This window comes from Escherichia sp. MOD1-EC5433 (assembly GCF_002966005.1).
In the GTDB taxonomy this organism is placed as follows: Bacteria; Pseudomonadota; Gammaproteobacteria; order Enterobacterales; family Enterobacteriaceae; genus Escherichia; species Escherichia ruysiae.
The window spans coordinates 208,014-233,583 of sequence record NZ_PTRL01000001.1 but is presented as its reverse complement, the minus strand read 5'-3'; the positions used below and the strand labels follow the sequence as shown (position 1 = coordinate 233,583).

Below are 25,570 nucleotides of genomic sequence, written 5' to 3'. Positions count from 1 at the left end.
CCCCTGGAACCCCGTTAAACGGCTTAACAAAAAACCAGCAATATGGATTTAAAAGCAGACTAAATCCAAAATATTTCTTATGTTTTACTTTATACACATTCACGAGAGTTATTGTGTGCAAATACGTCTCTTGTTACAACCTAAACCCCAAAGACCGATTTTCGGGAGAGCGATACCATGAGTTTATTTGATAAAAAGCATCTGGTTTCCCCCGCCGATGCCCTTCCTGGACGTAATACCCCGATGCCCGTAGCCACGCTGAATGCAGTCAATGGTCACTCAATGACAAATGTGCCTGACGGAATGGAAATCGCCATTTTTGCTATGGGCTGTTTCTGGGGCGTGGAACGCCTTTTCTGGCAACTTCCCGGTGTTTACAGCACCGCCGCAGGTTATACCGGCGGTTACACGCCAAACCCGACTTATCGGGAAGTGTGTTCTGGTGATACCGGCCACGCCGAAGCGGTACGCGTGGTTTACGATCCGTCAGTGATCAGCTACGAACAACTGTTACAAGTATTTTGGGAGAATCACGATCCCGCACAAGGGATGCGTCAGGGCAATGACCATGGCACGCAGTATCGTTCCGCGATTTATCCGCTAACACCAGAACAGGATGCTGCCGCCCGCGCCAGTCTCGAACGTTTTCAGGCCGCGATGCTTGCCGCCGATGACGATCGTCACATCACCACGGAAATCGCTAATGCGACACCGTTTTATTATGCCGAAGATGACCACCAGCAATACCTGCATAAAAACCCGTATGGTTATTGCGGAATTGGCGGAATTGGCGTTTGCCTGCCGCCTGAAGCGTAGCAATAAAAGGCAGAACTAAAGCGAAATGAAGCAAAAATTTAACCCTCTGGCGACTTTACAGTACCTTACGCTATACTAGCCACTGAAAATGTCGGTTCACTCTCTTCGAGCCGGCTTTCAATGTGTATTTCGCACAAATTAATCAACTTCCCCTTCCGAGGATCTGACCTGAACGGTCGGATAAGATATGTTAAACAGTATTTTAGTCATACTCTGCTTGATCGCTGTGAGTGCGTTCTTCTCGATATCCGAGATCTCGCTTGCCGCCTCACGCAAAATCAAACTTAAACTGCTGGCTGATGAAGGCAATATAAACGCCCAGCGCGTTCTGGATATGCAGGAAAATCCCGGCATGTTCTTTACCGTGGTGCAAATTGGTCTGAACGCGGTGGCAATACTCGGCGGTATCGTCGGTGATGCGGCGTTCTCTCCGGCTTTTAATAGCCTGTTCTCCCGCTATATATCGGCGGAACTCTCTGAGCAACTGAGCTTTATTCTCTCTTTCTCGTTAGTGACTGGCATGTTTATTCTGTTTGCGGATTTAACCCCGAAACGCATCGGTATGATTGCGCCAGAAGCTGTGGCTTTGCGTATCATCAACCCGATGCGCTTCTGCCTGTTCGTCTGCACCCCTCTGGTGTGGTTTTTCAACGGCCTGGCGAACATGATCTTCCGTATCTTTAAATTGCCAATGGTACGTAAAGATGACATCACATCTGATGACATCTACGCAGTCGTGGAGGCCGGTGCACTGGCTGGTGTATTGCGTAAACAGGAACACGAACTGATCGAAAACGTGTTTGAACTGGAATCCCGTACCGTGCCGTCTTCCATGACGCCGCGTGAAAACGTGATTTGGTTCGATCTCCATGAAGATGAGCAAAGCCTGAAGAATAAAGTGGCGGAGCATCCGCACTCGAAATTCCTCGTCTGTAATGAAGATATCGATCACATTATCGGTTATGTCGATTCAAAAGATCTGCTGAACCGCGTGCTGGCCAATCAAAGCCTGGCACTGAACAGCGGCGTGCAAATTCGCAACACGCTGATCGTGCCTGATACGCTGACTCTCTCTGAGGCGCTGGAAAGCTTTAAAGCTGCGGGTGAAGACTTTGCGGTAATCATGAACGAGTACGCACTGGTGGTGGGAATCATCACCCTCAACGACGTGATGACCACGTTGATGGGCGATCTGGTCGGTCAGGGACTGGAAGAACAGATTGTGGCGCGTGATGAGAACTCATGGCTAATCGATGGCGGTACGCCGATTGACGACGTGATGCGCGTGCTGGATATCGACGAGTTCCCGCAGTCGGGCAACTACGAAACCATCGGCGGCTTTATGATGTTTATGTTGCGTAAGATCCCGAAACGCACTGATTCGGTGAAGTTCTCCGGTTACAAATTTGAAGTGGTGGACATTGATAACTACCGCATCGACCAGCTACTGGTTACGCGAATCGACAGTAAAGCCACCGCCCTTTCGCCAAAACTGCCTGACGCCAAAGATAAAGAAGAAAGCGTCGCATAACCCCAGAAACATCAACGGCTCCTGAATCAGGAGCCGTCTTATTACTGCATAGCACTTGGTTAAGCCATCTCTGTTTGCAGACGCATAACCTGACGGTTAACTTCGGACATCACTGACAAATGCAGTTTATCCTTCACTTTTGGGATAAGAATCTTACCCTTATCAAATTCAAAAGCGCCAACGTCCTTGATGTATAACCGTCCACGGAACAGGATCTTCACGTACTTCGCCACCTGAAGTGGGTTGTACCGTTGGAAAATTTTCATTGTTGTCTCCTGCTGAGTATTACGCCTTTGCGGTGCCACAATCGGCCCAACTATTATGAGGCGCAAATTTTAATGCCTAATGACTATAGACTATCGGGGTAATGTTTCCAGCGTGTATAAATTTTTTTACCCTACTGTTACAATTATTCAGAATTATCTTTTCGCCTAACCACAATCTTCAGTATAAACATTCATTTTTCATATGATTTGTGCGCTTGTCCGCAAACTGGCACCGCGCTTGCGGGAAATTCGATAAATAGCACATATGATTAAAAGCCAGACCCAAGTGGTCGGATCACCTGCATACGATAAGAAGGAAACACTATGACCCTACGCAAGATCCTCGCGCTGACTTGCTTGCTACTGCCGATGATGGCCTCCGCGCATAAATTCGAAACTGGTCAGCGCGTACCGCCGATTGGTATTACCGATCGTGGCGAGTTGGTGTTTGATAAAGATCAGTTTAGCTACAAAACCTGGAACAGTGCGCAGTTAGCGGGAAAAGTGCGAGTACTACAACATATTGCCGGTCGCACCTCCGCAAAAGAGAAAAATGCGACGCTGATTGAAGCAATTAAATCGGCGAAATTGCCGCACGATCGCTACCAGACGACCACCATTGTCAACACCGACGACGCTATCCCTGGTTCCGGTATGTTTGTACGCAGCAGCCTGGAGAGCAATAAAAAGCTCTATCCGTGGTCGCAGTTTATTGTCGACAGCAATGGCGTCGCGCGCGGAGCCTGGCAACTGGATGAAGAGAGTTCCGCCATTGCAGTGCTGGATAAAGACGGTCGCGTACAGTGGGCGAAGGACGGGGCGTTAACCCCGCAAGAAGTGCAGCAAGTCATGGACTTGCTGCATAAATTGCTTAATAAATAGAAACCCGGAAGCCGGGGTTAAGGAACGATTCGCGCGGAGTGTAATCCAGCGGTTTGCCCTGCCAGTTGTGAACGTGTGCTCCGGCGGCGGCGGCCACGGCATGACCGGCAGCGGTATCCCAAATATTCGTCGGCCCGAAACGCGGGTAGAGCTGCGCCTGACCTTCCGCCACCAGGCAGAATTTCAGTGAAGAGCCGATGGATGTCGTCTGGTGTTCACCAAGCTGTTGCAGATACTCTTTCAGCTCAGCATCCGCATGGGAACGGCTGATGACGACTAGCGGCGGACGGGCGTCGCGTACCTGAATCTGCTTGCACACGCCGCACTCTTCTTTCCAGGCTTTGCCTTCCGCCGCGCTGTACATGACGTTCATTACCGGCGCATACACCACACCTAATACCGGTTTGCCTTTGTCAATCAGCGCAATGTTAACGGTAAATTCACCATTTCGTTTAATAAACTCTTTGGTGCCGTCCAGCGGATCTACCAGCCAGTAACGTTGCCAGTGCTGGCGGACTTCCCAACCGGGAGGATCTTCTTCGGAAAGAACCGGAATATCCGGCGTCAGGGTACGTAAACCGTCCATGATTACGGTGTGCGCGGCAATGTCCGCCGCCGTCACCGGAGAGTTATCCGCCTTGCTGACGACGTCCATCGGTTTCGTCCCGTCGTAGACCTGCATAATGGCATCGCCCGCATTCCGTGCGAGTTGACATACTTGTTCTAACATTCTCCACCTCTTTTGTTTCAGTGGTGTTAACTTGTTGTTTTACTTATACCCTATCGTTACAGAATCCGCCAACTGTGATGGCGTCATCGTTTCCTGATTTATTATTTATGGCATCCTTCACGCTCCATATGAAAGACGTCTCATCTTCTTGTTCATAAAAGGATGCCCAGATGGTTAAGTTTAGTGCAACGCTTCTTGCTACGCTGATTGCCGCCAGTGTGAATGCGGCAACAGTCGATCTCCGCATAATGGAAACCTCTGATTTGCATAGCAACATGATGGATTTCGATTATTACAAAGATACATCCACAGAAAAATTTGGACTGGTACGTACCGCGAGCCTGATTAATGACGCGCGCAACGAAGTGAAAAATAGCGTACTGGTCGATAACGGTGACCTGATCCAGGGTAGCCCGCTGGCAGATTACATGTCGGCGAAAGGATTAAAAGCAGGCGATGTTCATCCGGTCTATAAGGCGCTGAATACGCTGGATTATACCGTCGGCACACTCGGCAATCATGAATTTAACTACGGTCTGGATTATCTGAAAAATGCGCTGGCTGGAGCGAAATTCCCCTATGTGAATGCCAACGTCATCGACGCTAAAACCAAACAGCCGATGTTTACACCGTATTTAATTAAAGACACCGAAGTGGTCGATAAAGACGGCAACAAACAGACGCTGAAGATTGGCTACATCGGTGTTGTACCACCGCAGATTATGGGGTGGGATAAAGCCAATTTGTCCGGCAAAGTCACCGTTAACGATATAACAGAAACTGTGCGCAAATACGTGCCTGAAATGCGTGAGAAAGGTGCCGATCTCGTTGTCGTTCTGGCGCATTCCGGGCTGTCTGCCGATCCGTATAAAGTGATGGCGGAAAACTCAGTTTATTATCTCAGTGAAATTCCGGGTGTTGACGCCATTATGTTTGGTCATGCTCACGCTGTTTTCCCGAGTAAAGATTTTGCGAATATCAAAGGGGCTGATATCGCCAAAGGCACGCTGAACGGTGTTCCGGCGGTAATGCCGGGCATGTGGGGCGATCATCTCGGCGTGGTCGATCTGCAACTCAATAATGACAGCGGAAAATGGCAGGTGACGCAGGCGAAAGCGGAAGCACGGCCGATTTACGATATCGCCAATAAAAAATCCCTTGCGGCGGAAGACAGCAATCTGGTCGATACGCTTAAAGCCGATCACGACGCCACTCGCCAGTTTGTCAGCAAGCCAATCGGTAAGTCTGCCGACAATATGTATAGCTATCTGGCGCTGGTGCAGGACGACCCGACCGTGCAGGTGGTGAATAACGCGCAAAAAGCGTATGTCGAGCATTACATTCAGGGCGATCCCGATCTGGCAAAACTGCCGGTGCTCTCAGCTGCCGCACCGTTTAAAGTCGGTGGTCGCAAAAATGACCCGGCAAGCTATGTAGAGGTGGAAAAAGGTCAGCTGACTTTCCGTAATGCCGCCGATCTTTATCTCTATCCCAATACGCTGATTGTGGTGAAAGCCAGCGGTAAAGAGGTGAAAGAGTGGCTGGAGTGCTCCGCCGGACAATTTAACCAGATTGATCCTAACAGCACGAAACCACAGTCACTCATCAACTGGGATGGTTTCCGCACCTATAACTTTGACGTTATTGATGGTGTGAATTATCAGATTGATGTTACCCAGCCCGCCCGTTATGACGGCGAGTGCCAGATGGTTAATGCCAATGCGGAAAGGATTAAGAACCTGACCTTTAATGGCAAGCCGATTGATCCGAACGCCATGTTCCTGGTTGCCACCAATAACTATCGCGCTTACGGTGGCAAATTTGCCGGTACGGGCGACAGCCATATCGCTTTTGCTTCACCGGATGAGAACCGCTCGGTGCTGGCAGCGTGGATTGCTGATGAATCGAAACGTGCGGGGGAAATTCACCCGGCGGCAGATAACAACTGGCGTTTAGCACCGATTGCTGGCGATAAGAAACTGGATATCCGTTTCGAAACCTCTCCGTCAGATAAAGCCGCAGCGTTTATTAAAGAGAAAGGGCAATATCCGATGAATAAAGTCGCGACCGATGATATCGGGTTTGCGATTTATCAGGTGGATTTGAGTAAGTAATACACTTCTTTTTCGGCCTATAAATCATCAACCGCATCCGGCATTTATTGGCGGATGCGATGCTGGCGCATCCGGCAGTTATGCCGCACGTTCATCCCGCACCGCCAACACCTCGGGCAAATTCAACTCAATCCAGTCCGCCAGTGCAGCAACCTTTTCGCTCACCTGCTCGCCCAGCGGCGTGAGGCTATATTCCACATGCGGCGGCACCACCGGATACGCGATACGGTTAAGAAAACCATCCTGCTCTAGCGCCTGTAACGACTGCGCAAGCATCTTTTCACTCACCCCGCCCATTTTGCGCCGCAGGTCGCTAAAGCGATGAGTGCCTTCGCGTAGCGCCACCAGAATCAATACCCCCCAACGGCTGGTGACGTGTTTCAACACCTCGCGCGACGGGCACTGTTCCGCAAAGAGATTTCCCTCTTTCAGTTGTTGCGACAGGCTAACCTGACTCATTTCATACTTACCTTTTTGTGCGTACTTACTAAAAGTAAGTTTAGGTGTTAGCGTATTTAAACACAAGACAAAACGATGGAGACTTCCCATGATCGCTATTACTGGTGCCACTGGCCAACTTGGTCACTATGTTATTGAATCCTTGATGAAAACGGTTCCTGCCAGCCAAATAGTGGCTATCGTTCGTAATCCGGCAAAAGCCCAGGCCCTGGCAGCACAAGGCATTACCGTGCGTCAGGCTGACTACGGCGATGAAGCCGCACTGACATCTACACTTCAGGGAGTGGAAAAACTACTGCTGATCTCTTCCAGCGAAGTGGGTCAACGTGCCCCGCAGCATCGTAATGTTATTAATGCCGCAAAGGCGGCTGGCGTGAAATTTATTGCGTACACCAGTCTGCTGCACGCGGATAAATCTCCGCTCGGCCTGGCTGCTGAGCATATCGAGACGGAGAAAATGCTGGCTAATTCTGGCATCGCTTATACCCTGCTGCGCAACGGCTGGTATACCGAGAACTACCTCGCCAGCGCCCCGGCAGCACTGGAGCACGGCGTATTTATCGGTGCGGCGGGCGATGGCAAAATTGCCTCAGCAACGCGGGTAGATTATGCAGCCGCTGCCGCGCGCGTGATTAGCGAAGCCGGTCACGAAGGCAAGGTTTACGAACTGGCGGGCGATAGTGCCTGGACGTTGACACAGTTAGCGGCAGAGCTGACCAAACAGAGCGGCAAGCCGGTTACCTACCAGAACCTGAGCGAAGCCGATTTCGCCACTGCGCTGAAAGGCGTTGGTCTTCCTGTCGGACTGGCGGACATGCTGGCTGATTCTGACGTTGGCGCATCGAAAGGTGGTCTGTTTGATGACAGCAAAACGCTGAGCAAATTGATTGGTCGCCCAACGACAACGTTAGCCGAAAGCGTAAGCAATCTTTTTAATGTTAATAACTAGTTAATTAAAGTGGCATCCTCCCGCATCCTCTCTGATAATGACGGGATGCCGGGAGCAACCATGTCTGCTTCCTGAACATTTCTTCTGACAGACCAGTGGATGCCAGTGATGATTAGCGGCGTGCTGTACGCCCTGCTAGCAGGGTTGATGTGGGGGCTTATTTTTGTCGGGCCGTTGATCTTGCCGGAATACCCGGCGATGTTGCAGTCGATGGGGCGTTATCTGGCGTTAGGATTAATTGCACTGCCCATTGCCTGGCTGGGACGCGTGCGTCTGCGTCAGTTGGCGCGTCGCGATTGGTTTACCGCCTTGATGCTCACCATGATGGGCAACCTGATTTATTATTTTTGCCTTGCCAGTGCCATTCAACGTACCGGCGCGCCTGTTTCCACGATGATTATCGGCACCCTGCCGGTGGTTATTCCTGTCTTCGCCAATCTGCTTTATAGCCAGCGCGACGGCAAACTCGCATGGGGAAAACTCGCTCCGGCGCTGGTTTGTATTGGCATCGGCCTGGCGTGTGTGAATATTGCTGAGTTAAACCACGGACTCCCCAATTTTGACTGGGCACGTTATACCTCGGGTATCGTGCTGGCGTTAGTTTCCGTGGTCTGCTGGGCGTGGTATGCCCTACGCAACGCCCGCTGGCTGCGGGAAAACCCAGACAAACATCCAATGATGTGGGCGACGGCGCAGGCGCTGGTCACGCTGCCGGTTTCTCTCATCGGCTATCTCGTCGCCTGTTACTGGCTGAATATACAAACGCCGGACTTCTCCTTACCTTTTGGCCCCCGTCCGCTGGTGTTTATTAGTCTGATGGTTGCGATAGCCGTGCTTTGCTCATGGGTTGGCGCACTCTGCTGGAACGTCGCCAGCCAGCGATTACCGACAGTGATTCTCGGGCCGCTGATTGTTTTCGAAACGCTGGCAGGTTTGCTGTACACCTTTTTACTCCGCCAGCAAATGCCGCCGCTAATGACGCTGAGCGGTATCGCGCTGTTAGTGGTTGGTGTGGTCATTGCAGTCAGAGCAAAACCAGAAAAACCTTTAACCGAACCTGTCTCTGAAAGTTGACACCTTGCCAGTCTGTTAAATAAGCCTCTGCTACGTAAGGGTTATAGCTTTTAACTTAAAGATGCATTTAAAATACATCTTATCTTATTAAGAATGAGGTATCAGCTATGGCTTATCGCGACCAACCTTTAGGTGAACTGGCGCTCTCTATTCCTCGCGCTTCGGCTCTGTTTCGTAAATATGATATGGATTACTGCTGCGGCGGTAAGCAGACGCTGGCGCGCGCAGCGGCACGTAAGGAGCTGGATGTTGACGCCATTGAAGCCGAACTGGCAAAGCTTGCTGAACAACCGATTGAGAAAGACTGGCGTAGCGCGCCGCTGGCGGAAATCATCGACCATATCATCGTGCGCTACCACGATCGTCACCGCGAACAACTGCCGGAACTGATTCTGCAAGCCACCAAAGTCGAGCGCGTTCACGCCGACAAACCGAGCGTGCCAAAAGGGCTGACAAAATACCTGACCATGCTGCATGAAGAGCTTTCCAGCCATATGATGAAAGAAGAGCAAATTCTCTTCCCGATGATTAAACAAGGCATGGGCAGCCAGGCGATGGGACCTATCAGTGTGATGGAAAGCGAGCATGATGAAGCGGGCGAACTGCTGGAAGTGATTAAACACACGACCAATAACGTCACACCGCCGCCGGAAGCCTGCACCACCTGGAAAGCGATGTATAACGGCATTAATGAACTGATTGATGACCTGATGGAGCACATCAGTCTGGAAAACAATGTACTGTTCCCACGCGCACTGGCGGGTGAGTGATCTAAAAGCTGGATGGCATTGCGCCATCCAGCATGATAGTGCGGCTATTTCCGCAGTTCAGCAGCCCGCTTCTTACCAATAAACAGCCAGCCCAGCCCCAGTACAATAAACCACAACGGGGTAACCAGCAGCGCCTGGCGGGTGTCATCTTCCAGCGTCAGCAGCACGATGACGAATACAAAGAATGCCATACATACCCAGCACATCAGTTTGCCGAGCGGCATCTTGTAGATCGACTTCTCATGCAGGAGCGGACGTTGTTTGCGGTACACCAGGTACGAACAAAGGATAATCGTCCAGACGAACATAAACAGAATCGCGGAAACTGTAGTGATCATCGTGAACGCGCCAATCACGCTTGGATTCACATACAACATCACCACGCCGCCGAGCAGACAGATGCAGGAGAAGGTCAGCCCTTTCGCTGGTACTGCGCGTTTAGAGAGTTTAGCGAACGCTTTCGGCGCGACGCCTTCCTGTGCCAGACCAAACAACATACGGCTGGTAGAAAATACGCCACTGTTAGCAGAAGAAGCCGCAGAGGTCAGCACCACAAAGTTAATCACGCTTGCCGCCGCAGGCAGCCCCACCAGCACAAACAGTTCAACAAATGGGCTTTTCTCCGCGACCACAGAACTCCACGGCGTCACGGACATAATTACAATCAGCGCGAAGACGTAGAACATAATGATGCGGATCGGAATGGAGTTAATTGCGCGTGGCAGTGATTTCTCCGGATCTTTCGTTTCCGCAGCCGTTGTACCGACCAACTCAATCCCCACGAAAGCGAAAACCGCTATCTGGAATCCGGCAAAGAAGCCGCTTAAGCCTTTCGGGAACCAGCCGCCGTCATTCCACAAATGCGCGAACGACGCTTCCACACCGGTCGGAGACTGGAAGTGCATCATCACCATGATCAGACCAACGACAATCAGCGACACGATGGCGACGATTTTGATCATCGCAAACCAGAACTCCATCTCACCGAACATTTTTACCGTGGCGAGGTTTAGAACCAGTAACAGAATGATCACGGATAACGAAGCAACCCAGTCAGAAAGCCCCGGGAACCAGAACTGCGCATAAGCGGTAATAGCGACAACATCCGCCATACCAGTAACTACCCAACAGAACCAATAAGTCCAGCCGGTGAAATATCCTGCCCACGGACCCAATAAATCGGAAGCGAAGTCACTAAAAGATTTATATTCCAGATTCGAAAGCAGCAATTCCCCCATTGCCCGCATCACGAAAAAGAGCATAAAACCGATGATCATATAAACGAAAATGATCGACGGCCCGGCAAGACTAATTGTTTTACCGGAACCCATAAACAACCCTGTACCTATGGCACCGCCAATGGCAATAAGCTGAATATGTCGGTTTGTGAGATTGCGCCGTAGCGACTGTTCAGCCGGAGCCTGATCATCGGCAACGACTTTTACCTGATCTACCATGTTTTTTTCTTCCTGTACCTGTCTGTGTTGTTCAGGCTCTGCGGCCTTTAGTCAGTCTATGATACGACGAATCTGTATCGGGACTCATCGATATTAGGTAACAATACGCGGGATGAATACTAAGATTTAGATCTAATGTTAATTTAATGTTTAAAGTGAGTGTCATATCACGGTGATAACGCGAAACAGCTCACAAAAATACACGCTTACGTGGTCTTTGCAACACAAAATAGCGTCGTTTGGCAAACTGAAGGGGTTATTGCTGAATGCCTGCTCCCCTCTGGCTCGAGGGGAACAGAATGCGCTGCTTAGAGGATTTCCAGCAGTTCGACTTCAAACACCAGGGTGCTGAACGGAGGGATGGACGCGCCTGCGCCACGCTCGCCATAAGCCAGTTCCTGCGGGATGGTCAGTTCCCATTTAGAACCCACCGGCATCAGAGTCAGTGCTTCAATCCAGCCTGGAATCACGCCGTTAACCGGGAATTCAGCCGGTTCACCACGGGCAACGGAGCTGTCAAATACAGTACCGTCGATCAGCTTACCGGTGTAATGAACGCGAACGCGGTCGGTACGCGCAGGAATTGCGCCTTCGCCCTGATTGATCACGCGGAATTGCAGGCCAGATTCGGTGCTGTTCACGCCCTCTTTTTTGGCGTTTTCTTCCAGGTATTTCACACCTTCGGCAGCCATCGCCTGGAAACGCTGACGACGAACGGCATCGGCACGTTCGTGAATTTCACGCAGCGCGCGGTGCACCACATCAACCGGAACAGCCGGATGTTTACCTTCCAGCGCATCGGCAATGCCCGCAACCAGTGCTTCTGGCAGCAGCCCTTGCAGACCAGATTCACTCAGTTGTTGCCCTACCTGCAAACCAATACCGTAGCTTGCTTGCGCTTCGATGGTATCAAAAGTTGGAGTGGTCATCGTATTTCCTTTCTTCGGGTATAAAGTAGCGGCAGCATATCAGCCACACTTCCTTGGGTAAAACTTTGTCGCGGGAATGATGACAAATCACGGGGAAAAAGAAACAATAGCAATATCCCGTATGAATATAATAAAGGCGGGTTTACCACGGACATCATAGCGTTAGCTTATTCATAGGCTATGATTGAGGAACAAGACGCGGAGCAGGAGGAAACCATGCCCGGGCGCTTTGAACTAAAACCAACCCTGGAGAAAGTCTGGCACGCGCCGGACAATTTTCGCTTCATGGACCCGCTGCCGCCGATGCATCGTCGGGGGATCATTATTGCCGCCATTGTATTGGTGGTCGGTTTTCTGCTTCCGTCTGATGATACGCCCAACGCGCCGGTGGTGACGCGTGAAGCGCAGCTGGATATTCAGTCGCAATCACAACCGCCAACGGAAGAACAACTGCGGGCGCAATTAGTTACCCCACAAAATGATCCTGATCAGGTGGCTCCGGTCGCCCCTGAACCGATACAGGAAGGCCAGCCGGAAGATCAGCCACAAACTTCGCAAACGCAACCTTTCCAGCCAGATGGTGGAATTGATAATCAGTGGCGCTCTTATCGTGTCGAACCGGGTAAAACGATGGCGCAATTGTTCCGCGACCACGGACTACCCGCTACCGATGTCTATGCGATGGCGCAGGTAGAAGGCGCGGGCAAGCCGCTAAGTAATTTGCAAAATGGGCAATTGGTACAAATCCGCCAGAACGCCAGCGGCGTAGTGACGGGCTTAACCATTGATACGGGGAATAATCAACAGGTTCTGTTTACCCGCCAGCCGGATGGCAGTTTTATTCGTGCGCGGTAGATGAAGGGTCAACGAGAAGCCAGCTAAGGATCGTCTCTTTGATGACCTTACGTCTGGCTTCCAGCGCCTGCGGTGAAACCATACTGATGTGATAAACCAGGCCAAGCGTATGCTGGTTGATCAAATAATATCCCCCGAGCGCGGCAATATTAATATTCACCTGCAACGGGTCGATATCAGCCTTAAAAATATTGAGTCTCTTCCCTTCAGCCAACAAAGATTCCATTAACTGCAAGTGCGCATGGTTAATTTCTAAAAGTCGCTGTGATTTTGCATAATGCACACCTTTACTCTGGTTTTCACTATGCACAATTTTTAAAAACCAGGGGTTAGCAATGTAATAATCCCAGGTAAAATCGATGATTTTTTCAATTGCTTTTTGTGGAGGAAGACCTGAAACATCCAGGGATTTTTCTTTTTGTCGAATATCGTTCCAGGTATATTCCAGCACTTCGATAAATAAATTTTCTTTATTACCAAAGTGGTGATAAACCGTCTGTTTACTGCACCCTGCGGCCTTAACAATATTATCGACTCTGGCTCCTTCGTAACCATATTCGGCAAATTCATTAACCGCACATAACAGCAGCTTTTCCTTCAGGCTCTGTACGTTGCTGGTATCAAGATACATAACGCTTCCCCACGACCTCTTCAAGATGACTATCTTAACCCGATTAATTAGAAGCTCCAGTAAAAAGGCTAAAAACTTGTACTTTCATCGGGTTATCAAATGTCCTGTGATCACTATCGCATATCAACCAACCAGATGGTTGATCTTTCTTGCCGCACGTCGCAAGCTAATCGTCACTTAGGGAAACAATATTCAAAAAGAGAGCTATTGTATGAAATCCACTCGTCCTGTTGCCGTCATCACTGGAGCCGCACGTGGCATTGGTAAGGGGTGTGCGCTGGAGCTTGCCCGTGGCGGATTTAATCTGTTGATTAACGATCGCCCCGATGCCGACAGCGTAGAAAAATTACATGCCACGCAACAGGAATGTATGGCAGAAGGCGTGGAAGTGATTTGCTTCCCTGCCGATGTTGGCGATCTCTCCCTGCATGAAGAGATGCTCGACGCGGCGCAAAATCAGTGGGGGCGTCTGGACTGCCTGCTCAATAACGCGGGCATTTCTGTGAAAAAACGCGGTGATCTCCTCGACCTCGAACCAGACAGTTTCGACCAAAACATTGCTATTAACACCCGCGCGCCGTTCTTCCTCGCACAGGCATTCAGTAAACGTCTGCTCGCACAGCCAAAACCAGAAACAGAATTCCCGCACCGCTCGATTATTTTTGTCAGCTCAATCAACGCCATCATGCTGGCGATGAATCGCGGCGAATATACCATCGCTAAAACCGCCGTTTCTGCCGCTACTCGTCTGTTTGCCGCTCGCCTTTGCAACGAACAAATTGGCGTCTATGAAGTGCGCCCTGGTCTAATCAAAACCGATATGACTATTCCGGCAACGGCTTATTACGACGAACTGATCGCTAAGGGACTGGTGCCGTGGGGACGTTGGGGTTATCCGGCTGATATCGCCTCCACTGTCCGCGCGATGGCGGAAGGCAAACTGATTTACACCTGTGGTCAGGCCGTCGCCATCGACGGTGGCTTAAGTATGCCGCGTTTCTGAGGCTGAACCATGAGAGATCTGTTACAACGCCCGGATTTATTCAGCATCAATACCGCGACGCTGGGCTATAAAACCCCGCTACCCGCCATTATTGATGCCTGCGCCGCACGCGGTATAGGTGCGATCGCCCCCTGGCGCAGAGAGTTGCAGGGCGAAGATCTTCAGCAGATCGCCCGTCAGCTTGCCGCCAGTAACATGAGCGTTTCCGGTTTATGTCGTAGCACCTACTACACCGCGCCGACGCTGGCAGAGCGCAAACTGGCGATTGATGATAACCGCCGGGCGCTGGACGACGCAGCGGTGCTGAACGCCGCCTGTTATATGCAGGTGGTTGGCGGCTTACCACAGGGCACAAAAGATCTGTATGAAGCACGGCAACAGGTGAAACAAGGGATACGCCAGTTACTGCCACATTCGAAAGAAGTTGGCGTGCCGATTGCGCTGGAGCCACTGCACCCAATGACCGCCGCCGATCGTTCTTGTTTGTGCACGTTACGCCAGGCGCTGGACTGGTGTGATGAACTCGATCCCGATGGGGAGTTTGGCCTCGGCGTGGCTGTGGATGTTTACCATGTCTGGTGGGATCCGGATCTGGCCAGCCAGATCCTGCGCGCCGGAAAACGTATTCTCGCGTTTCATGTTTCCGACTGGTTAGTGCCGACCACCGATCTGGTCAATGACCGGGGAATGCCGGGAGATGGCGTGATAAATATTCCGTCAATTCGTCGACTGGTTGAAAACGCCGGATTTAATGGCGCTATTGAACTGGAAATATTCTCACCGTACTGGTGGCAGGAAGATATTAACAGCACGCTGGATATTAGCGTCGATCGCATCGCGCATTATTGCTAAGGAATAATCATGAGTGACCAACCCGTTCTGTTCAGCAGAGCGGCGGCTTCCTGCCGTCTGACGTTGAACCGTGAAGATAAATGTCATGCTATTAACGAAGAGATGATTGAATCTCTCGACCATTATTTAAATGAAATTGAAAACGACACCACATTACGATTAGTCGAATTAACGGCAACCGGCGATAAATTCTTTTGTGCGGGCGGTGATATTAAATCGTGGTCGGCCTATTCGCCATTAGATATGGGCAGAAAATGGATTAAACGCGGTAATGACGTTTTTAATCGCCTGCGCAATTTACCGCAATTAACGGTTGCGAATCTCAACGGTCATACCATCGGCGGCGGTATTGAACTTGCCTTGTGCTGCGATATTCGAATCGCTCGCCCCAGCGCGAAATTTTCTAACCCGGAAGTCATGCTCGGCATGGTGCCTGGCTGGATGGGCATTGAACGCGTGCTTAATCAGGTTGGCCCGGTGGTCGGTCGCCAGATGCTGATGCTAGGTAAACGTCTGACGGCGCATGAAGCCCAGGCGGCGAATTTAATTGATGAAGTAGTAGAAAAAGAACAGGTGGAAAGCTGGATGGCGAACCAGTTAGCGCAGCTGGAAAAATGTGGTCCGGTGGCACTGGCGCATATTAAGCAGCTGATTCTGGCACTGGAAAATAAACACGCTGAATACCCACACCAGTTACTGGCTGGATTAATGTCCGCCACTCAGGATTGCCAGCAGGCGACGCAGGCATTTGCCGAAAAAAGTAGCGTGAGCTTCCATAATCAATAAGGAAATTGTATGCGTAAGATAACAACCGCCGAGGCACTGGCGGCGCAAATTCAGGATGGCGCAACCATTGCCATTAGCGGTAACGGCGGCGGTATGGTGGAAGCCGACCATATTTTGGCAGCTATTGAAGCGCGTTTCCTGCAAACCGGACATCCACGCGACCTGACGCTAATCCACTCGCTGGGCATTGGCGATCGCGACTGCAAAGGCACGAACCGCTTCGCTCATGCTGAAATGCTCAAACGCATTATTGCCGGACACTTTACCTGGTCGCCCAAAATGCAGGAACTGGTGAAGAACAATGCCATTGAAGCCTACTGCTTCCCAGGCGGTGTGATTCAGGCATTGCTGCGGGAAATTGGTGCCGGACGTCCAGGACTTTTTACCCACGTTGGCCTGGGATCATTTGTTGATCCACGCAATGGCGGCGGAAAGTCGAACGCTTGCACCACCGAGGATCTGGTAGAACTGATCGAAATTGATGGCGAAACCAAACTCCGCTATCGCCCTTTCAAAGTGGACTATGCCATTTTGCGGGGCACCTATGCCGATCCGAGTGGCAACGTCAGCCTCGAAGAAGAAGCGATTGATATGGATAGCTATTCGATGGCGCTGGCAGCACACAACAGCGGTGGCAAAGTGTTCGTACAGGTGCGCGATGTACTGGAAGCTGGCGCTATTGAACCACGTCGGGTCAAATTACCGGGGATTCTGGTTGATGGCATCGTTGAATACCGCGAACAACCGCAAACCTATCTTGGCGGTTACGACCTGACGATCAGCGGTCAACATCGCCGTCTGAGTTCTAACGGCGCTATTGAACTGGTTAGTCATCCGGTACGTCGCTTAATTGCCCGTCGGGCAGCGCGCGAGCTGGTGGCAGGCGCTTCAACCAACTTTGGCTTTGGTATTCCCGGCGGTATTCCTGGGGTTGCGTTGCGTGAAGGCGTTCCTTACCAAAGTTTATGGCTAAGCGTCGAGCAAGGCGTGCATAACGGTATGATGCTTGATGACGCGTTTTTCGGCTGCGCCCGTAACGCCGACGCCATTATCCCTTCGCTGGATCAATTCGAGTTCTACAGCGGCGGCGGCATCGACATTACTTTCCTCGGCATGGGCGAGATGGATCAACATGGTAACGTCAACGTCTCACACCTGAACGGCAATTTAATCGGCCCCGGCGGATTTCTCGAAATTGCGCAAAACGCCCGTAAGGTGGTGTTCTGCGGCACGTTCGACGCCAAAGGCAGCAAGATTGATGTAACGCCAGATGGCTTGCATATCGCCCAGTCAGGTCAAATCCCTAAACTGGTTACTCAGGTGGAAAAAATCACTTTTAGCGCCGCCTACGCACAGCACAGCGGTCAGGAAGTGTTGTATATCACTGAACGCGCGGTATTCCAGTTAACGGCAGAAGGCGTTGAATTAATTGAAATCGCGCCGGACGTGGAGATTGACCGCGACATTCTGCCGTATATGGCCTTCCGTCCAATTATCAACCAGCCGCGCCTGATGGAAAGTAGCCTTTTTACGCCGATGGAGGACGCATGAGCCAGCCTGATGACGCCATCCTCGATGCGCTGACCCACGTCACCTTCCCGAAGGGTTTTGTGTCAACAGAGCCAGCGTCAATTGTCACGGTGGACGGTGTTGATTACCCACTCTGGCAAGTTGATGCTCTGGTCGTTGGTAGCGGCGCGGCAGGATTACGTGCGGCGGTTGAACTGAAACGTCGCCAGCAAAATGTGCTGATCGCCACCGCCGGGTTATATATGGGAACATCGGCCTGCTCCGGTTCCGATAAACAGACGCTGTTTACCGCCGCTACGGCGGGCAACGGCGATAACTTCGCCAAACTTGCCGAAGCACTGGCGAGCGGCGGTGCGATGGATCACGACACGGCGTATGTTGAAGCAGTCGGTTCCCTGCATACCCTTGGCGGGCTGCAATATCTCGGTCTGGAATTACCGGAAGATCGCTATGGTGCAATTCTCCGTTATCAGACCGACCATGACGAAGCCGGACGCGCAACCTCCTGTGGGCCGCGCACTTCTCGTCTGATGGTGAAAGTATTGCTCGAAGAAGTGCAGCGTCTTTCCATCCCATTGTTAACCAGCGCGACAGTTATCAAACTGCTGCATCAACGCGGTGAGAATGGCGAAGATCGCGTGGCAGGAGCTATCCTCGCAACCGGTTCCCGCGCCCATAACCCGTGGGGACTGGCAATTGTTACTGCGCCCAATGTGGTACTGGCAACAGGCGGGCCGGGAGAGCTTTATCGCGACAGTGTTTATCCGCATAAATGCTTTGGCTCGCTGGGGCTGGCGCTGGAAGAAGGTCTGACGCTAACCAATCTGACCGAAAGCCAGTTTGGTATAGGCACGCCGCGCAGCACGTTTCCGTGGAATTTGTCCGGCACCTATGTGCAGGTGATCCCGTATATCTATTCCGTGGATGCCGAGGGCAACGAGTATAACTTCCTCGCGGATTACTATCGCACCACCCAGGAACTGGCTTCAAACATCTTCCGTAAAGGCTATCAGTGGCCGTTCCACGCCACGCGGGTGATGGGTTTTGGCTCAAGCCTGTTGGACATGGCGGTAGCGCAAGAGCAGCAATCAGGCCGCCAGGTTTTTATGGATTTCAAGCGAAATCCTGAAGCGGTGCCTGGTGATTTGCCATTCTCATTAGATCGACTGGACGACGACGTTCGCACGTATCTGGAAAATAACGATGCTCTGGCACCATCACCCATCGAACGCCTGCAACGAATGAATCCATTGTCCATCTCGCTGTATAAGATGCACGGTTACGATCTCACCACGCAGCCGTTGCAGTTTGCCATGAATAATCAGCATATGAATGGCGGCATTGAGGTTGATATCTGGGGGCAAACTTCTCTGCCCGGTTGTTTTGCGGTGGGAGAAGTCGCCGGAACTCACGGTGTTACCCGACCTGGCGGCGCGGCGCTGAATGCCGGACAGGTTTTTGCCGTGCGTCTGGCGCGTTTTATTGGCTGCACACAAAAGCGATCTGTTGAAGATGATGTCGCACAACTGGCATCTCCGGCACTAAATTCAATCAGAGAGATCATCACTCAGGCGCTGGCAAACGAAAATGGAATGGCGCTGGTAACGGTGAGGGAAAAAATCCAGGCACGAATGTCTGACTACGCTGGGTTTATTTGCCATGGCGATAAAGTCCGGCGCGCCACTCGCGATGCCCTGCTATTGAATGAATTTGTACAACGGCATGGTTTGGCTATCAAACACGTGGGCGAAGTTGCCGAATTGTTTATGTGGCGGCATATGGCGCTGACGTCTGCCGCCGTCTTAACACAATTAACGCATTTTATTGACGCAGGCGGCGGCAGTCGTGGGGCGCGGATGATTATTGATCCCCAGGGTGAATATCTACCGCAAACTCGTCAGGGGGCAAAAGAAGAATGGCGTTTTCGCTCTGAACAAGATGATGATAAAAATCACAAATTAACTATTCATTATTCACAAGACTCTTTTATTACTGAAGTGAAGTCTTTACGTGTGCTACCGCGTATTAATGGTATTTACTTTGAAAAAAACTGGCCAGATTTTCTAAAGGGAGAGATTTACACACAATAATTTTTAATATGTTCTCTGTACCTGATTTTTATTAACTATTACACGGAATTACCAACAACCAGGGTTTATTAATATAATTAAAAGGTTTAAACATGAATAAAATAAAGAATTACCGGTGGCATATGATTGCCCTCGTATGCTTTATCACTGTAATCAATTATCTGGACAGAACGGCGTTAGGTATTGCAGCTCCAACTATTATGGAGACAACTGGAATAACCAAAGAGCAATATTCATGGATTGTCAGTGCATTCCAGTTGGCCTATACATTGGGTCAACCGGTAATGGGATTCTTTATTGACACTGTTGGTCTGAAATTGAGTTTTGCGATTTGTGCCGCAGTATGGGGGCTGGCAACAATGGGTCATGCGCTGACCGGAACATGGTCAGGTCTGGCATTTATGCGCGCCCTGATGGGTTTCAGCGAAGCGTCGGCAATTCCGGCCGGTGTAAAAACCGCATCAACATGGTTCCCGGCAAAAGAGCGTGGCGTGGCAACAGGTGTTTTCAATATGGGCACCTCACTCGGCGCGATGCTTGCACCACCGCTAATTGCCTGGTGCATTATGTTTCATAGCTGGCAATTTGCGTTTATTGTCTCAGGTAGCCTTGCTTTGCTCGCGGCTTTATTTTGGTTCTTTTGTTATAAAGATCCAAAAGATGCCAAACGCCTTTCTGATGAAGAGCGCCACTATATTGAATCAGGGCAAGAACAGCATCTTAAAACAGATAAGAAAGAAAAAACATCAATCAAGCATATCCTCAGCCAACGTAATTTCTGGGGGATTGGCATCGCGCGTTTTCTCGCTGACCCGGCATGGGGAACCATTAACTTCTGGGTGCCGATTTTCTTTGTTGAAACACTGCATTTTAGCCTGAAAGAAATTGCCATGTTCGTCTGGCTACCTTTCCTGTTGGGCGACCTTGGCTGTTTAGCCAGTGGTTTTGTAGCGAAGTTCTTCCACGATCGCGGCGTGAGTTTAATTAACTCACGAAGAATTACCTTCACTATTGCAGCCGTCATTATGATGACGATTGGTCTGGTGAGTATTGTCGAAAATCCCTACATTGCCGTGTTACTGATTAGTATTGGCGCGTTCTCGCATCAATGCCTTTCTACTGTGGCAGCAACTCTGGGCGGCGATCTGTTCAAAAAAGACGAAGTGGCTACCGCAGTGGGTATGGCAGGAGCCTGTGCGTGGAGCGGTCAGTTGATTTTCAACCTGTTCATCGGGGCATTCGTTCACATTATCGGCTTCGCGCCGTTCTTTATTGCCCTGGCTTTCTTTGACATTATTGGTGCCATTGCGTTGTGGACGCTTATCAAAGTTAAAGATGAAGAATCGCAAGTACAGTTAGCGACAAGCTAATTAATAGATATCAGAGCGTTATACTGCCAGTTGTAACGCTTTCGCTATAAAGCAAAACGCCGACCAATGGTCGGCGTTTTTACGTCTCGTTGAATAACGAATTATTCAGCTACTACGTTTACGATCACTTTCGCGAATACTTCGCTGTGAACCTGGAAGCTCACTTCGTGTTCGCCAGTGGTACGCAGAACGCCGTTCGGCAGACGAACTTCGCTCTTAGCCACTTCAACGCCAGCTGCAGTTACAGCGTCAGCGATGTCGCGAGTACCGATGGAACCGAACAGTTTACCTTCGTCGCCAGCTTTAGACGCGATGGTAACAGTTTCCAGTGCATTGATTTTCTCAGCGCGAGCGTTAGCTGCTGCCAGAACTTCAGCCAGTTTAGCTTCCAGTTCAGCGCGACGTGCTTCGAAGAATTCAATGTTTTTCTTGGTAGCTGGAACAGCTTTACCCTGCGGTACCAGGAAGTTACGAGCGTAGCCCGCTTTAACGTTTACCTGATCACCCAGGCTACCCAGGTTTGCTACTTTATCAAGCAGAATAACTTGCATTACCTTATCCTCTCAAAGTCGTATTAATGGACCGTGACCGATTACTGATGGCGATCAGTGTACGGCAGCAGGGACAGGTAGCGAGCGCGTTTGATAGCGCGAGCCAGCTGACGCTGGTATTTTGCACGGGTACCGGTGATACGGCTTGGGACAATCTTACCGCTTTCGGTGATGTAGTTTTTCAGCGTAGCGATATCTTTATAGTCGATCTCTTGAACGCCTTCCGCGGTGAAACGGCAGAACTTGCGACGACGGAAATAACGTGCCATATGGCTAGTCTCCAGAATCTATCAATTCAATCTGCTCGGCATGCAAAACCATTTTGCTCAGTCCGTTCTTCGCCTTGTGGCATGAAATGAACCCCTGAACGGTTATGCGACTGCCGACCGTTATACTGTGAGTAATGGCCTGGTTTTCGTGTCCGCTAATAATAACGGGCATTTGACACCACGCCTGCCGGTGAAAACCGGCTTCCTCCTGCACAGAACGATGCTCAAGCACGAACTGGCAGTGAGGAATTCCTGATGGACTGACCTTTCGAAGGGGAGTCCTGCACACGGTGCCGGACAACACCAGACGGTTGGTCATCAGAAATTACTCTTCAGAATCCCCAGCTTCAGCATCATCAGCGGTTTCGTTTGCGAAATCATCGCGACGCTCACGGCGCTCGTCTTTCGCTTTAACCATCGGAGATGCTTCGGTAACGGCGTGCTTAGTACGCATTACCATGCTACGGATAACGGCGTCGTTGAAGCGGAAGGTAGTTTCCAGCTCATCGATCACTTCCTGCGGCGCTTCAACGTTCATCAGAACGTAGTGAGCTTTGTGCAGTTTGTTGATCGGGTAAGCCAGCTGACGGCGGCCCCAGTCTTCCAGACGGTGGATCTTGCCTTCTGCACCAGTGATGGCAGCAGTGTAGCGCTCGATCATGCCCGGAACCTGTTCGCTCTGGTCAGGATGGACCATAAAAACGATTTCGTAATGACGCATCGAATTGCTCCTTACGGATTATTCAGCCTCCTGTCTGGGTCAGCCGCAGCCCATGGAGGCAAGGAACGTGTTAAAGGGCGGCTGAAAAATGACGCGTTATAGTACTGGTATACCCCGCTAAACTCAAGGCCAGCCGACAAATAAATCTCACCTTTCGCCAAATCGTACTAACCCGCTGATTTGAAGTTCATCACATTCCATTACGGTGTTTTTTTGAACAACTGCATCAGAAATGGTCACCATCAACTTCTTTATCATTGATTAAAATTAAATCAGAAGATCATCACAGAGGAGAGCACACAAAGACAGCCGTCGAGGAGGTATCTATGTTCAGCCGTGTTTTAGCCCTTCTGGCTGTGCTTTTGCTAAGTGCAAATACATGGGCAGCCATTGAAATTAATAACCACCAGGCCAGAAATATGGACGACGTACAGAGCTTAGGCGTGATTTATATCAACCATAACTTCGCCACTGAAAGTGAAGCTCGCCAGGCACTGAATGAAGAGACAGATGCGCAAGGCGCAACGTACTACCACGTGATTCTGATGCGGGAACCGGGGAGTAACGGCAACATGCACGCCAGCGCGGATATTTATCGCTAGCACCAGGTATAACCAACGAAACATTGCCATAGTTTGCTTTGCCCCCTTCTCAGGGGGCTTTTTTTGAAAACGGCTGCGGAATCAGACCAGTTATCTCCCGAAGAAGGAAATTTCCGCAGCACGTGTTTTACTTCTGCCCGTAATAGGCGTTGGGGCCATGCTTACGCATGAAGTGTTTATTCATCAGGTAGCTGTCGATGGGATTAAGCTGAGGGTTAATGCCGCGCGCAATCCACGCCATCTTCGCCACTTCTTCCATCACGACCGCGTTATGCACCGCATCGTGAGCATCTTTCCCCCAGGCAAATGGTCCGTGCTGATACACCACAATTCCCGGTGTATGCAGCGGCTCGGCATCGCCCAGCGTTTCGATAATCACTTTGCCGGTGTTTAGTTCATACTCGCCCTGCACCTCTTCTTCGCTTAATCCACGCGTACACGGGATGTCGCCAAAGAAGTAGTCAGCGTGCGTGGTGCCTAACGCCGGAATTGCCAGCCCCGCCTGCGCCCATGCGGTGGCATGAGTGGAGTGGGTATGGACAATGCCGCCAAGCGACGGGTAACGGCGGTAGAGTTCGAGATGCGTCGCGGTGTCTGATGAGGGGCGATACTGACCGTCCACCACCTTGCCACTCATATCGACCACCACCATATCGTCCGCTTTCATGGTTTCGTAGGCGATACCGCTGGGCTTGATCACCACCAGCCCGTGCTCGCGATCAATGGCGCTAACGTTGCCCCAGGTAAAGGTCACCAGCCCGTAACGCGGCAGATCCATATTGGCTTCAAACACCTGCTGTTTCAGCTTTTGCATTATGCCGCCTCCACCATACCTGCTTTGGCCATGCGCGCTTTCACCCAATCACGCGCTTTCGCCACTTCCGCCGCCGGGTCTTCCGCCGTTTCACTCCACATCTCAATCAGGTAAGGCCCGCAATAACCACTCTGTTTGAGCGTTTCAAAGCAACGTTCGAAATCCACCACGCCTTCACCAAACGGCACGTTTTTGAAGACGCCCGGTTTGGTGTCTTTCACATGCACTGCGACGATATGCCCGATTCCGGCCTGCAATTCCATCTGCACGTCGTTATCCCACGCCGACAGGTTGCCGATATCCGGGTAGAGCTGGAACCACGGGTTGTTGAGATAGTGCGCGTAGCCCAGCGCCTTGCTGATGGAGTTCATCAGGGGGTAATCCATAATCTCCATCGCCAGCGTCACCTGCGCGCGGCTCGCCATCTCAACGCTCTCTTTCAGGCCATCACGGAAACGACGACGCGTTTCGTTATTGGCTTCCTGGTAGTAAACGTCATAGCCCGCCAGTTGGATCACGCGAATGCCGACGTCCTGCGCGAACTGGATGGCCTTACGCATAATCTCCAGCCCCTGCGCCCGCACTGCGTCATCTTCACTGCCCAGCGGAAAACGACGATGAGCAGAAAGGCACATAGACGGCACGCGCACGCCGGTTTCCACAATTGCATTCACCAGCGCCAGACGCTGCTCGCGGCTCCAGTCGAGGCGCGACAGGCGATCGTCAGTTTCATCTACCGACATCTCGACAAAATCGAAGCCTAACGTTTTTGCCAGTTGCAGCCGTTCCAGCCAGCACTCCCCGGCGGGGAGTGCTTTTTCATAGATGCCAAGCGGGATTTGTTTAGACAACATATCCGCTCCTTAGCCCCACAGTTCGGCGATGGAACGTTTGAACTGACGTGCGGCTTCAACCGGAGAAGCGGCATCACGGATGCTGCGACCTGCGATAAACACATGAATCGGAATGCCTTTGAACAGCGGCAGATCTTCCAGCGCCAGGCCACCGGTGACGGTCACTTTGAAGCCCATATCGGAAAGGCGTTTGATCGCGGTAATGTCCGCTTCGCCCCAGGCCACGCCGGCGGCCTGCGCGTCACGGCTGCGATGATAAACCACCTGCCCAATGCCTGCGTCACGCCACTGCTGCGCCTGTTCCCAGGTCCAGTAACCGGTCAGTTCAATCTGCACATCACCGTTAAACTCTTTCGCCACGTCCAGCGCGCCTTTGGCGGTGTTGATATCCGCGCAGCAAATCACGGTCACCCAGTCAGCGTTGGCTTCGAAGCACATACGCGAAAGGATTTTGCCCGCATCGGCAATTTTGGCGTCTGCCAGCACAATTTTATGCGGGTAGAGTGCTTTAAGATCGCGAACCGCACGCACGCCTTCGCCCACGCACAGAATGGTGCCCACTTCGATAATGTCGACTTCTTCGGCAATCAGGCGAGTGGTTTCGTAGGCGCTATCCATAGTCTGGTTGTCCAGCGCGACTTGCAACATGGGTAATGACATCTTCA

Annotated in this window: 28 protein-coding genes; 15 read left to right on the top strand and 13 right to left on the bottom strand. The window is 51.2% G+C overall.

Annotation, left to right across the window (positions count from 1 at the left end; genetic code table 11):
- Positions 1 to 177: 177 nt before the first annotated feature.
- A complete protein-coding gene (gene msrA, locus C3D30_RS01195) occupies positions 178 to 816 on the top strand; it encodes a peptide-methionine (S)-S-oxide reductase MsrA (protein WP_000051459.1) in 639 nt (212 codons plus the stop codon).
- 187 nt (positions 817 to 1,003) lie between these two features.
- Positions 1,004 to 2,347 (top strand): polyamine export protein PaeA, encoded by a 1,344-nt coding sequence (gene paeA, locus C3D30_RS01190; protein ID WP_000935031.1) that lies wholly within the window; start codon positions 1,004 to 1,006, stop codon positions 2,345 to 2,347.
- A gap of 59 nt (positions 2,348 to 2,406) precedes the next feature.
- Here paeA and C3D30_RS01185 read toward each other — a convergent pair whose 3' ends face one another.
- Complete coding sequence (locus C3D30_RS01185; protein WP_000689228.1) at positions 2,407 to 2,613, bottom strand: DUF1107 domain-containing protein; 207 nt, start codon at positions 2,611 to 2,613, stop codon at positions 2,407 to 2,409.
- Between the two features lie 324 nt (positions 2,614 to 2,937).
- On the opposite strand from C3D30_RS01185, the gene C3D30_RS01180 reads away from it, so the two are divergent.
- Positions 2,938 to 3,495, top strand: a complete 558-nt coding sequence (locus tag C3D30_RS01180) for a YtfJ family protein (protein WP_000175263.1) — start codon at positions 2,938 to 2,940, stop codon at positions 3,493 to 3,495.
- Here the strand turns inward: C3D30_RS01180 and cysQ are convergent.
- Positions 3,485 to 4,225: a 3'(2'),5'-bisphosphate nucleotidase CysQ gene (cysQ, locus tag C3D30_RS01175; RefSeq protein WP_105285659.1), complete on the bottom strand. Its 741-nt coding sequence runs from the start codon at positions 4,223 to 4,225 to the stop codon at positions 3,485 to 3,487. The two genes, C3D30_RS01180 and cysQ, sit on opposite strands and share 11 nt — an antisense overlap.
- A 170-nt stretch (positions 4,226 to 4,395) precedes the next feature.
- Here cysQ and cpdB point away from each other — a divergent pair, with 170 nt between their 5' ends.
- On the top strand, positions 4,396 to 6,339 hold the full coding sequence (gene cpdB / locus C3D30_RS01170) for a 2',3'-cyclic-nucleotide 2'-phosphodiesterase (protein ID WP_105286355.1): 1,944 nt from the start codon (positions 4,396 to 4,398) through the stop codon (positions 6,337 to 6,339).
- Between the two features lie 78 nt (positions 6,340 to 6,417).
- Here cpdB and C3D30_RS01165 read toward each other — a convergent pair whose 3' ends face one another.
- Entirely contained in the window at positions 6,418 to 6,798 is a 381-nt protein-coding gene (locus C3D30_RS01165) for a winged helix-turn-helix transcriptional regulator (protein WP_001317588.1), read from the bottom strand.
- Between the two features lie 88 nt (positions 6,799 to 6,886).
- Here C3D30_RS01165 and qorB point away from each other — a divergent pair, with 88 nt between their 5' ends.
- The 3 genes from qorB (at position 6,887) to ytfE (ending at position 9,591) form a co-directional block, all read left to right on the top strand.
- The gene (qorB, locus tag C3D30_RS01160) at positions 6,887 to 7,747 is read left to right on the top strand and encodes an NAD(P)H:quinone oxidoreductase (RefSeq protein WP_105286354.1); all 861 of its coding nucleotides are present in this window, start codon (positions 6,887 to 6,889) and stop codon (positions 7,745 to 7,747) included.
- A gap of 108 nt (positions 7,748 to 7,855) precedes the next feature.
- Complete coding sequence (locus tag C3D30_RS01155; protein WP_105285661.1) at positions 7,856 to 8,821, top strand: DMT family transporter; 966 nt, start codon at positions 7,856 to 7,858, stop codon at positions 8,819 to 8,821.
- A gap of 107 nt (positions 8,822 to 8,928) precedes the next feature.
- Positions 8,929 to 9,591: an iron-sulfur cluster repair protein YtfE gene (ytfE, locus tag C3D30_RS01150; protein WP_016159984.1), complete on the top strand. Its 663-nt coding sequence runs from the start codon at positions 8,929 to 8,931 to the stop codon at positions 9,589 to 9,591.
- 44 nt (positions 9,592 to 9,635) lie between these two features.
- On the opposite strand, the gene cycA is transcribed toward ytfE, so the two are convergent.
- Positions 9,636 to 11,048 (bottom strand): D-serine/D-alanine/glycine transporter, encoded by a 1,413-nt coding sequence (gene cycA, locus C3D30_RS01145; protein WP_105286353.1) that lies wholly within the window; start codon positions 11,046 to 11,048, stop codon positions 9,636 to 9,638.
- Between the two features lie 308 nt (positions 11,049 to 11,356).
- Positions 11,357 to 11,977 carry a BamJ family beta-barrel-assembly machinery protein gene (gene bamJ / locus C3D30_RS01140; protein WP_000211237.1) on the bottom strand — a complete coding sequence of 207 codons (621 nt, stop codon included), beginning with the start codon at positions 11,975 to 11,977 and terminating at the stop codon, positions 11,357 to 11,359.
- 216 nt (positions 11,978 to 12,193) lie between these two features.
- Here bamJ and ytfB point away from each other — a divergent pair, with 216 nt between their 5' ends.
- Positions 12,194 to 12,832, top strand: a complete 639-nt coding sequence (gene ytfB / locus C3D30_RS01130) for a cell division protein YtfB (protein ID WP_001119466.1) — start codon at positions 12,194 to 12,196, stop codon at positions 12,830 to 12,832.
- Here ytfB and C3D30_RS01125 read toward each other — a convergent pair.
- Positions 12,816 to 13,463, bottom strand: a complete 648-nt coding sequence (locus tag C3D30_RS01125; RefSeq protein WP_021551493.1) for a TetR/AcrR family transcriptional regulator — start codon at positions 13,461 to 13,463, stop codon at positions 12,816 to 12,818. The two genes, ytfB and C3D30_RS01125, sit on opposite strands and share 17 nt — an antisense overlap.
- A gap of 211 nt (positions 13,464 to 13,674) precedes the next feature.
- Here C3D30_RS01125 and C3D30_RS01120 point away from each other — a divergent pair, with 211 nt between their 5' ends.
- From C3D30_RS01120 to C3D30_RS01095, 6 genes are all read left to right on the top strand, one after another.
- The gene (locus C3D30_RS01120; protein ID WP_105286352.1) at positions 13,675 to 14,466 is read left to right on the top strand and encodes a 3-ketoacyl-ACP reductase; all 792 of its coding nucleotides are present in this window, start codon (positions 13,675 to 13,677) and stop codon (positions 14,464 to 14,466) included.
- A 9-nt stretch (positions 14,467 to 14,475) separates the two neighbouring features.
- Positions 14,476 to 15,318, top strand: a complete 843-nt coding sequence (locus tag C3D30_RS01115; protein WP_105286351.1) for a sugar phosphate isomerase/epimerase family protein — start codon at positions 14,476 to 14,478, stop codon at positions 15,316 to 15,318.
- Between the two features lie 9 nt (positions 15,319 to 15,327).
- On the top strand, positions 15,328 to 16,104 hold the full coding sequence (locus C3D30_RS01110) for an enoyl-CoA hydratase/isomerase family protein (protein ID WP_016159981.1): 777 nt from the start codon (positions 15,328 to 15,330) through the stop codon (positions 16,102 to 16,104).
- A gap of 9 nt (positions 16,105 to 16,113) precedes the next feature.
- Positions 16,114 to 17,655 (top strand): acyl CoA:acetate/3-ketoacid CoA transferase, encoded by a 1,542-nt coding sequence (locus C3D30_RS01105; RefSeq protein WP_105286350.1) that lies wholly within the window; start codon positions 16,114 to 16,116, stop codon positions 17,653 to 17,655.
- Positions 17,652 to 19,724: an FAD-dependent oxidoreductase gene (locus C3D30_RS01100; protein ID WP_105286349.1), complete on the top strand. Its 2,073-nt coding sequence runs from the start codon at positions 17,652 to 17,654 to the stop codon at positions 19,722 to 19,724. Before C3D30_RS01105 ends, C3D30_RS01100 begins: the two co-directional genes overlap by 4 nt.
- A 92-nt stretch (positions 19,725 to 19,816) precedes the next feature.
- A complete protein-coding gene (locus tag C3D30_RS01095; RefSeq protein WP_105286348.1) occupies positions 19,817 to 21,094 on the top strand; it encodes an MFS transporter in 1,278 nt (425 codons plus the stop codon).
- 101 nt (positions 21,095 to 21,195) lie between these two features.
- Here C3D30_RS01095 and rplI read toward each other — a convergent pair whose 3' ends face one another.
- The 4 genes from rplI to rpsF are packed head-to-tail and all read right to left on the bottom strand — an operon-like array spanning position 21,196 to position 22,635.
- Positions 21,196 to 21,645 (bottom strand): 50S ribosomal protein L9, encoded by a 450-nt coding sequence (rplI, locus tag C3D30_RS01090; RefSeq protein ID WP_001196062.1) that lies wholly within the window; start codon positions 21,643 to 21,645, stop codon positions 21,196 to 21,198.
- A gap of 41 nt (positions 21,646 to 21,686) precedes the next feature.
- A complete protein-coding gene (gene rpsR, locus C3D30_RS01085) occupies positions 21,687 to 21,914 on the bottom strand; it encodes a 30S ribosomal protein S18 (protein WP_000135199.1) in 228 nt (75 codons plus the stop codon).
- A gap of 4 nt (positions 21,915 to 21,918) precedes the next feature.
- Positions 21,919 to 22,233 (bottom strand): primosomal replication protein N, encoded by a 315-nt coding sequence (priB, locus tag C3D30_RS01080; protein ID WP_016159978.1) that lies wholly within the window; start codon positions 22,231 to 22,233, stop codon positions 21,919 to 21,921.
- A gap of 6 nt (positions 22,234 to 22,239) precedes the next feature.
- Positions 22,240 to 22,635: a 30S ribosomal protein S6 gene (rpsF, locus tag C3D30_RS01075; protein WP_001216676.1), complete on the bottom strand. Its 396-nt coding sequence runs from the start codon at positions 22,633 to 22,635 to the stop codon at positions 22,240 to 22,242.
- Positions 22,636 to 22,961: 326 nt separating this feature from the next.
- Here rpsF and yjfY point away from each other — a divergent pair, with 326 nt between their 5' ends.
- Positions 22,962 to 23,237, top strand: a complete 276-nt coding sequence (gene yjfY / locus C3D30_RS01070) for a DUF1471 family protein YjfY (protein WP_000492914.1) — start codon at positions 22,962 to 22,964, stop codon at positions 23,235 to 23,237.
- 127 nt (positions 23,238 to 23,364) lie between these two features.
- Here the strand turns inward: yjfY and ulaF are convergent, their stop codons facing one another.
- The 3 genes from ulaF to ulaD are packed head-to-tail and all read right to left on the bottom strand — an operon-like array spanning position 23,365 to position 25,565.
- On the bottom strand, positions 23,365 to 24,051 hold the full coding sequence (gene ulaF, locus C3D30_RS01065) for an L-ribulose-5-phosphate 4-epimerase UlaF (RefSeq protein ID WP_001170783.1): 687 nt from the start codon (positions 24,049 to 24,051) through the stop codon (positions 23,365 to 23,367).
- On the bottom strand, positions 24,051 to 24,905 hold the full coding sequence (ulaE, locus tag C3D30_RS01060; RefSeq protein ID WP_000949498.1) for an L-ribulose-5-phosphate 3-epimerase UlaE: 855 nt from the start codon (positions 24,903 to 24,905) through the stop codon (positions 24,051 to 24,053). Before ulaE ends, ulaF begins: the two co-directional genes overlap by 1 nt.
- A gap of 9 nt (positions 24,906 to 24,914) precedes the next feature.
- Positions 24,915 to 25,565, bottom strand: a complete 651-nt coding sequence (gene ulaD / locus C3D30_RS01055; RefSeq protein ID WP_000056749.1) for a 3-keto-L-gulonate-6-phosphate decarboxylase UlaD — start codon at positions 25,563 to 25,565, stop codon at positions 24,915 to 24,917.
- Positions 25,566 to 25,570 lie beyond the last annotated feature (5 nt).

Bases quoted from the DNA above. Each gene is read 5' to 3' on its own strand.
- paeA (WP_000935031.1), top strand. From the start codon at position 1,004: ATGTTAAACAGTATTTTAGTCATACTCTGCTTGATCGCTGTGAGTGCG.
- bamJ (WP_000211237.1), bottom strand. From the start codon at position 11,977: ATGACCACTCCAACTTTTGATACCATCGAAGCGCAAGCAAGCTACGGT.
- yjfY (WP_000492914.1), top strand. From the start codon at position 22,962: ATGTTCAGCCGTGTTTTAGCCCTTCTGGCTGTGCTTTTGCTAAGTGCA.
- ulaE (WP_000949498.1), bottom strand. From the start codon at position 24,905: ATGTTGTCTAAACAAATCCCGCTTGGCATCTATGAAAAAGCACTCCCC.
- C3D30_RS01165 (WP_001317588.1), bottom strand. From the start codon at position 6,798: ATGAGTCAGGTTAGCCTGTCGCAACAACTGAAAGAGGGAAATCTCTTT.
- C3D30_RS01120 (WP_105286352.1), top strand. From the start codon at position 13,675: ATGAAATCCACTCGTCCTGTTGCCGTCATCACTGGAGCCGCACGTGGC.
- rplI (WP_001196062.1), bottom strand. From the start codon at position 21,645: ATGCAAGTTATTCTGCTTGATAAAGTAGCAAACCTGGGTAGCCTGGGT.
- ytfB (WP_001119466.1), top strand. From the start codon at position 12,194: ATGCCCGGGCGCTTTGAACTAAAACCAACCCTGGAGAAAGTCTGGCAC.
- C3D30_RS01185 (WP_000689228.1), bottom strand. From the start codon at position 2,613: ATGAAAATTTTCCAACGGTACAACCCACTTCAGGTGGCGAAGTACGTG.
- C3D30_RS01115 (WP_105286351.1), top strand. From the start codon at position 14,476: ATGAGAGATCTGTTACAACGCCCGGATTTATTCAGCATCAATACCGCG.
- C3D30_RS01125 (WP_021551493.1), bottom strand. From the start codon at position 13,463: ATGTATCTTGATACCAGCAACGTACAGAGCCTGAAGGAAAAGCTGCTG.
- C3D30_RS01100 (WP_105286349.1), top strand. From the start codon at position 17,652: ATGAGCCAGCCTGATGACGCCATCCTCGATGCGCTGACCCACGTCACC.
- qorB (WP_105286354.1), top strand. From the start codon at position 6,887: ATGATCGCTATTACTGGTGCCACTGGCCAACTTGGTCACTATGTTATT.
- rpsR (WP_000135199.1), bottom strand. From the start codon at position 21,914: ATGGCACGTTATTTCCGTCGTCGCAAGTTCTGCCGTTTCACCGCGGAA.
- msrA (WP_000051459.1), top strand. From the start codon at position 178: ATGAGTTTATTTGATAAAAAGCATCTGGTTTCCCCCGCCGATGCCCTT.
- C3D30_RS01180 (WP_000175263.1), top strand. From the start codon at position 2,938: ATGACCCTACGCAAGATCCTCGCGCTGACTTGCTTGCTACTGCCGATG.
- C3D30_RS01095 (WP_105286348.1), top strand. From the start codon at position 19,817: ATGAATAAAATAAAGAATTACCGGTGGCATATGATTGCCCTCGTATGC.
- cycA (WP_105286353.1), bottom strand. From the start codon at position 11,048: ATGGTAGATCAGGTAAAAGTCGTTGCCGATGATCAGGCTCCGGCTGAA.
- rpsF (WP_001216676.1), bottom strand. From the start codon at position 22,635: ATGCGTCATTACGAAATCGTTTTTATGGTCCATCCTGACCAGAGCGAA.
- ulaF (WP_001170783.1), bottom strand. From the start codon at position 24,051: ATGCAAAAGCTGAAACAGCAGGTGTTTGAAGCCAATATGGATCTGCCG.
- ulaD (WP_000056749.1), bottom strand. From the start codon at position 25,565: ATGTCATTACCCATGTTGCAAGTCGCGCTGGACAACCAGACTATGGAT.
- cysQ (WP_105285659.1), bottom strand. From the start codon at position 4,225: ATGTTAGAACAAGTATGTCAACTCGCACGGAATGCGGGCGATGCCATT.
- priB (WP_016159978.1), bottom strand. From the start codon at position 22,233: ATGACCAACCGTCTGGTGTTGTCCGGCACCGTGTGCAGGACTCCCCTT.
- ytfE (WP_016159984.1), top strand. From the start codon at position 8,929: ATGGCTTATCGCGACCAACCTTTAGGTGAACTGGCGCTCTCTATTCCT.
- cpdB (WP_105286355.1), top strand. From the start codon at position 4,396: ATGGTTAAGTTTAGTGCAACGCTTCTTGCTACGCTGATTGCCGCCAGT.
- C3D30_RS01155 (WP_105285661.1), top strand. From the start codon at position 7,856: ATGATTAGCGGCGTGCTGTACGCCCTGCTAGCAGGGTTGATGTGGGGG.
- C3D30_RS01110 (WP_016159981.1), top strand. From the start codon at position 15,328: ATGAGTGACCAACCCGTTCTGTTCAGCAGAGCGGCGGCTTCCTGCCGT.
- C3D30_RS01105 (WP_105286350.1), top strand. From the start codon at position 16,114: ATGCGTAAGATAACAACCGCCGAGGCACTGGCGGCGCAAATTCAGGAT.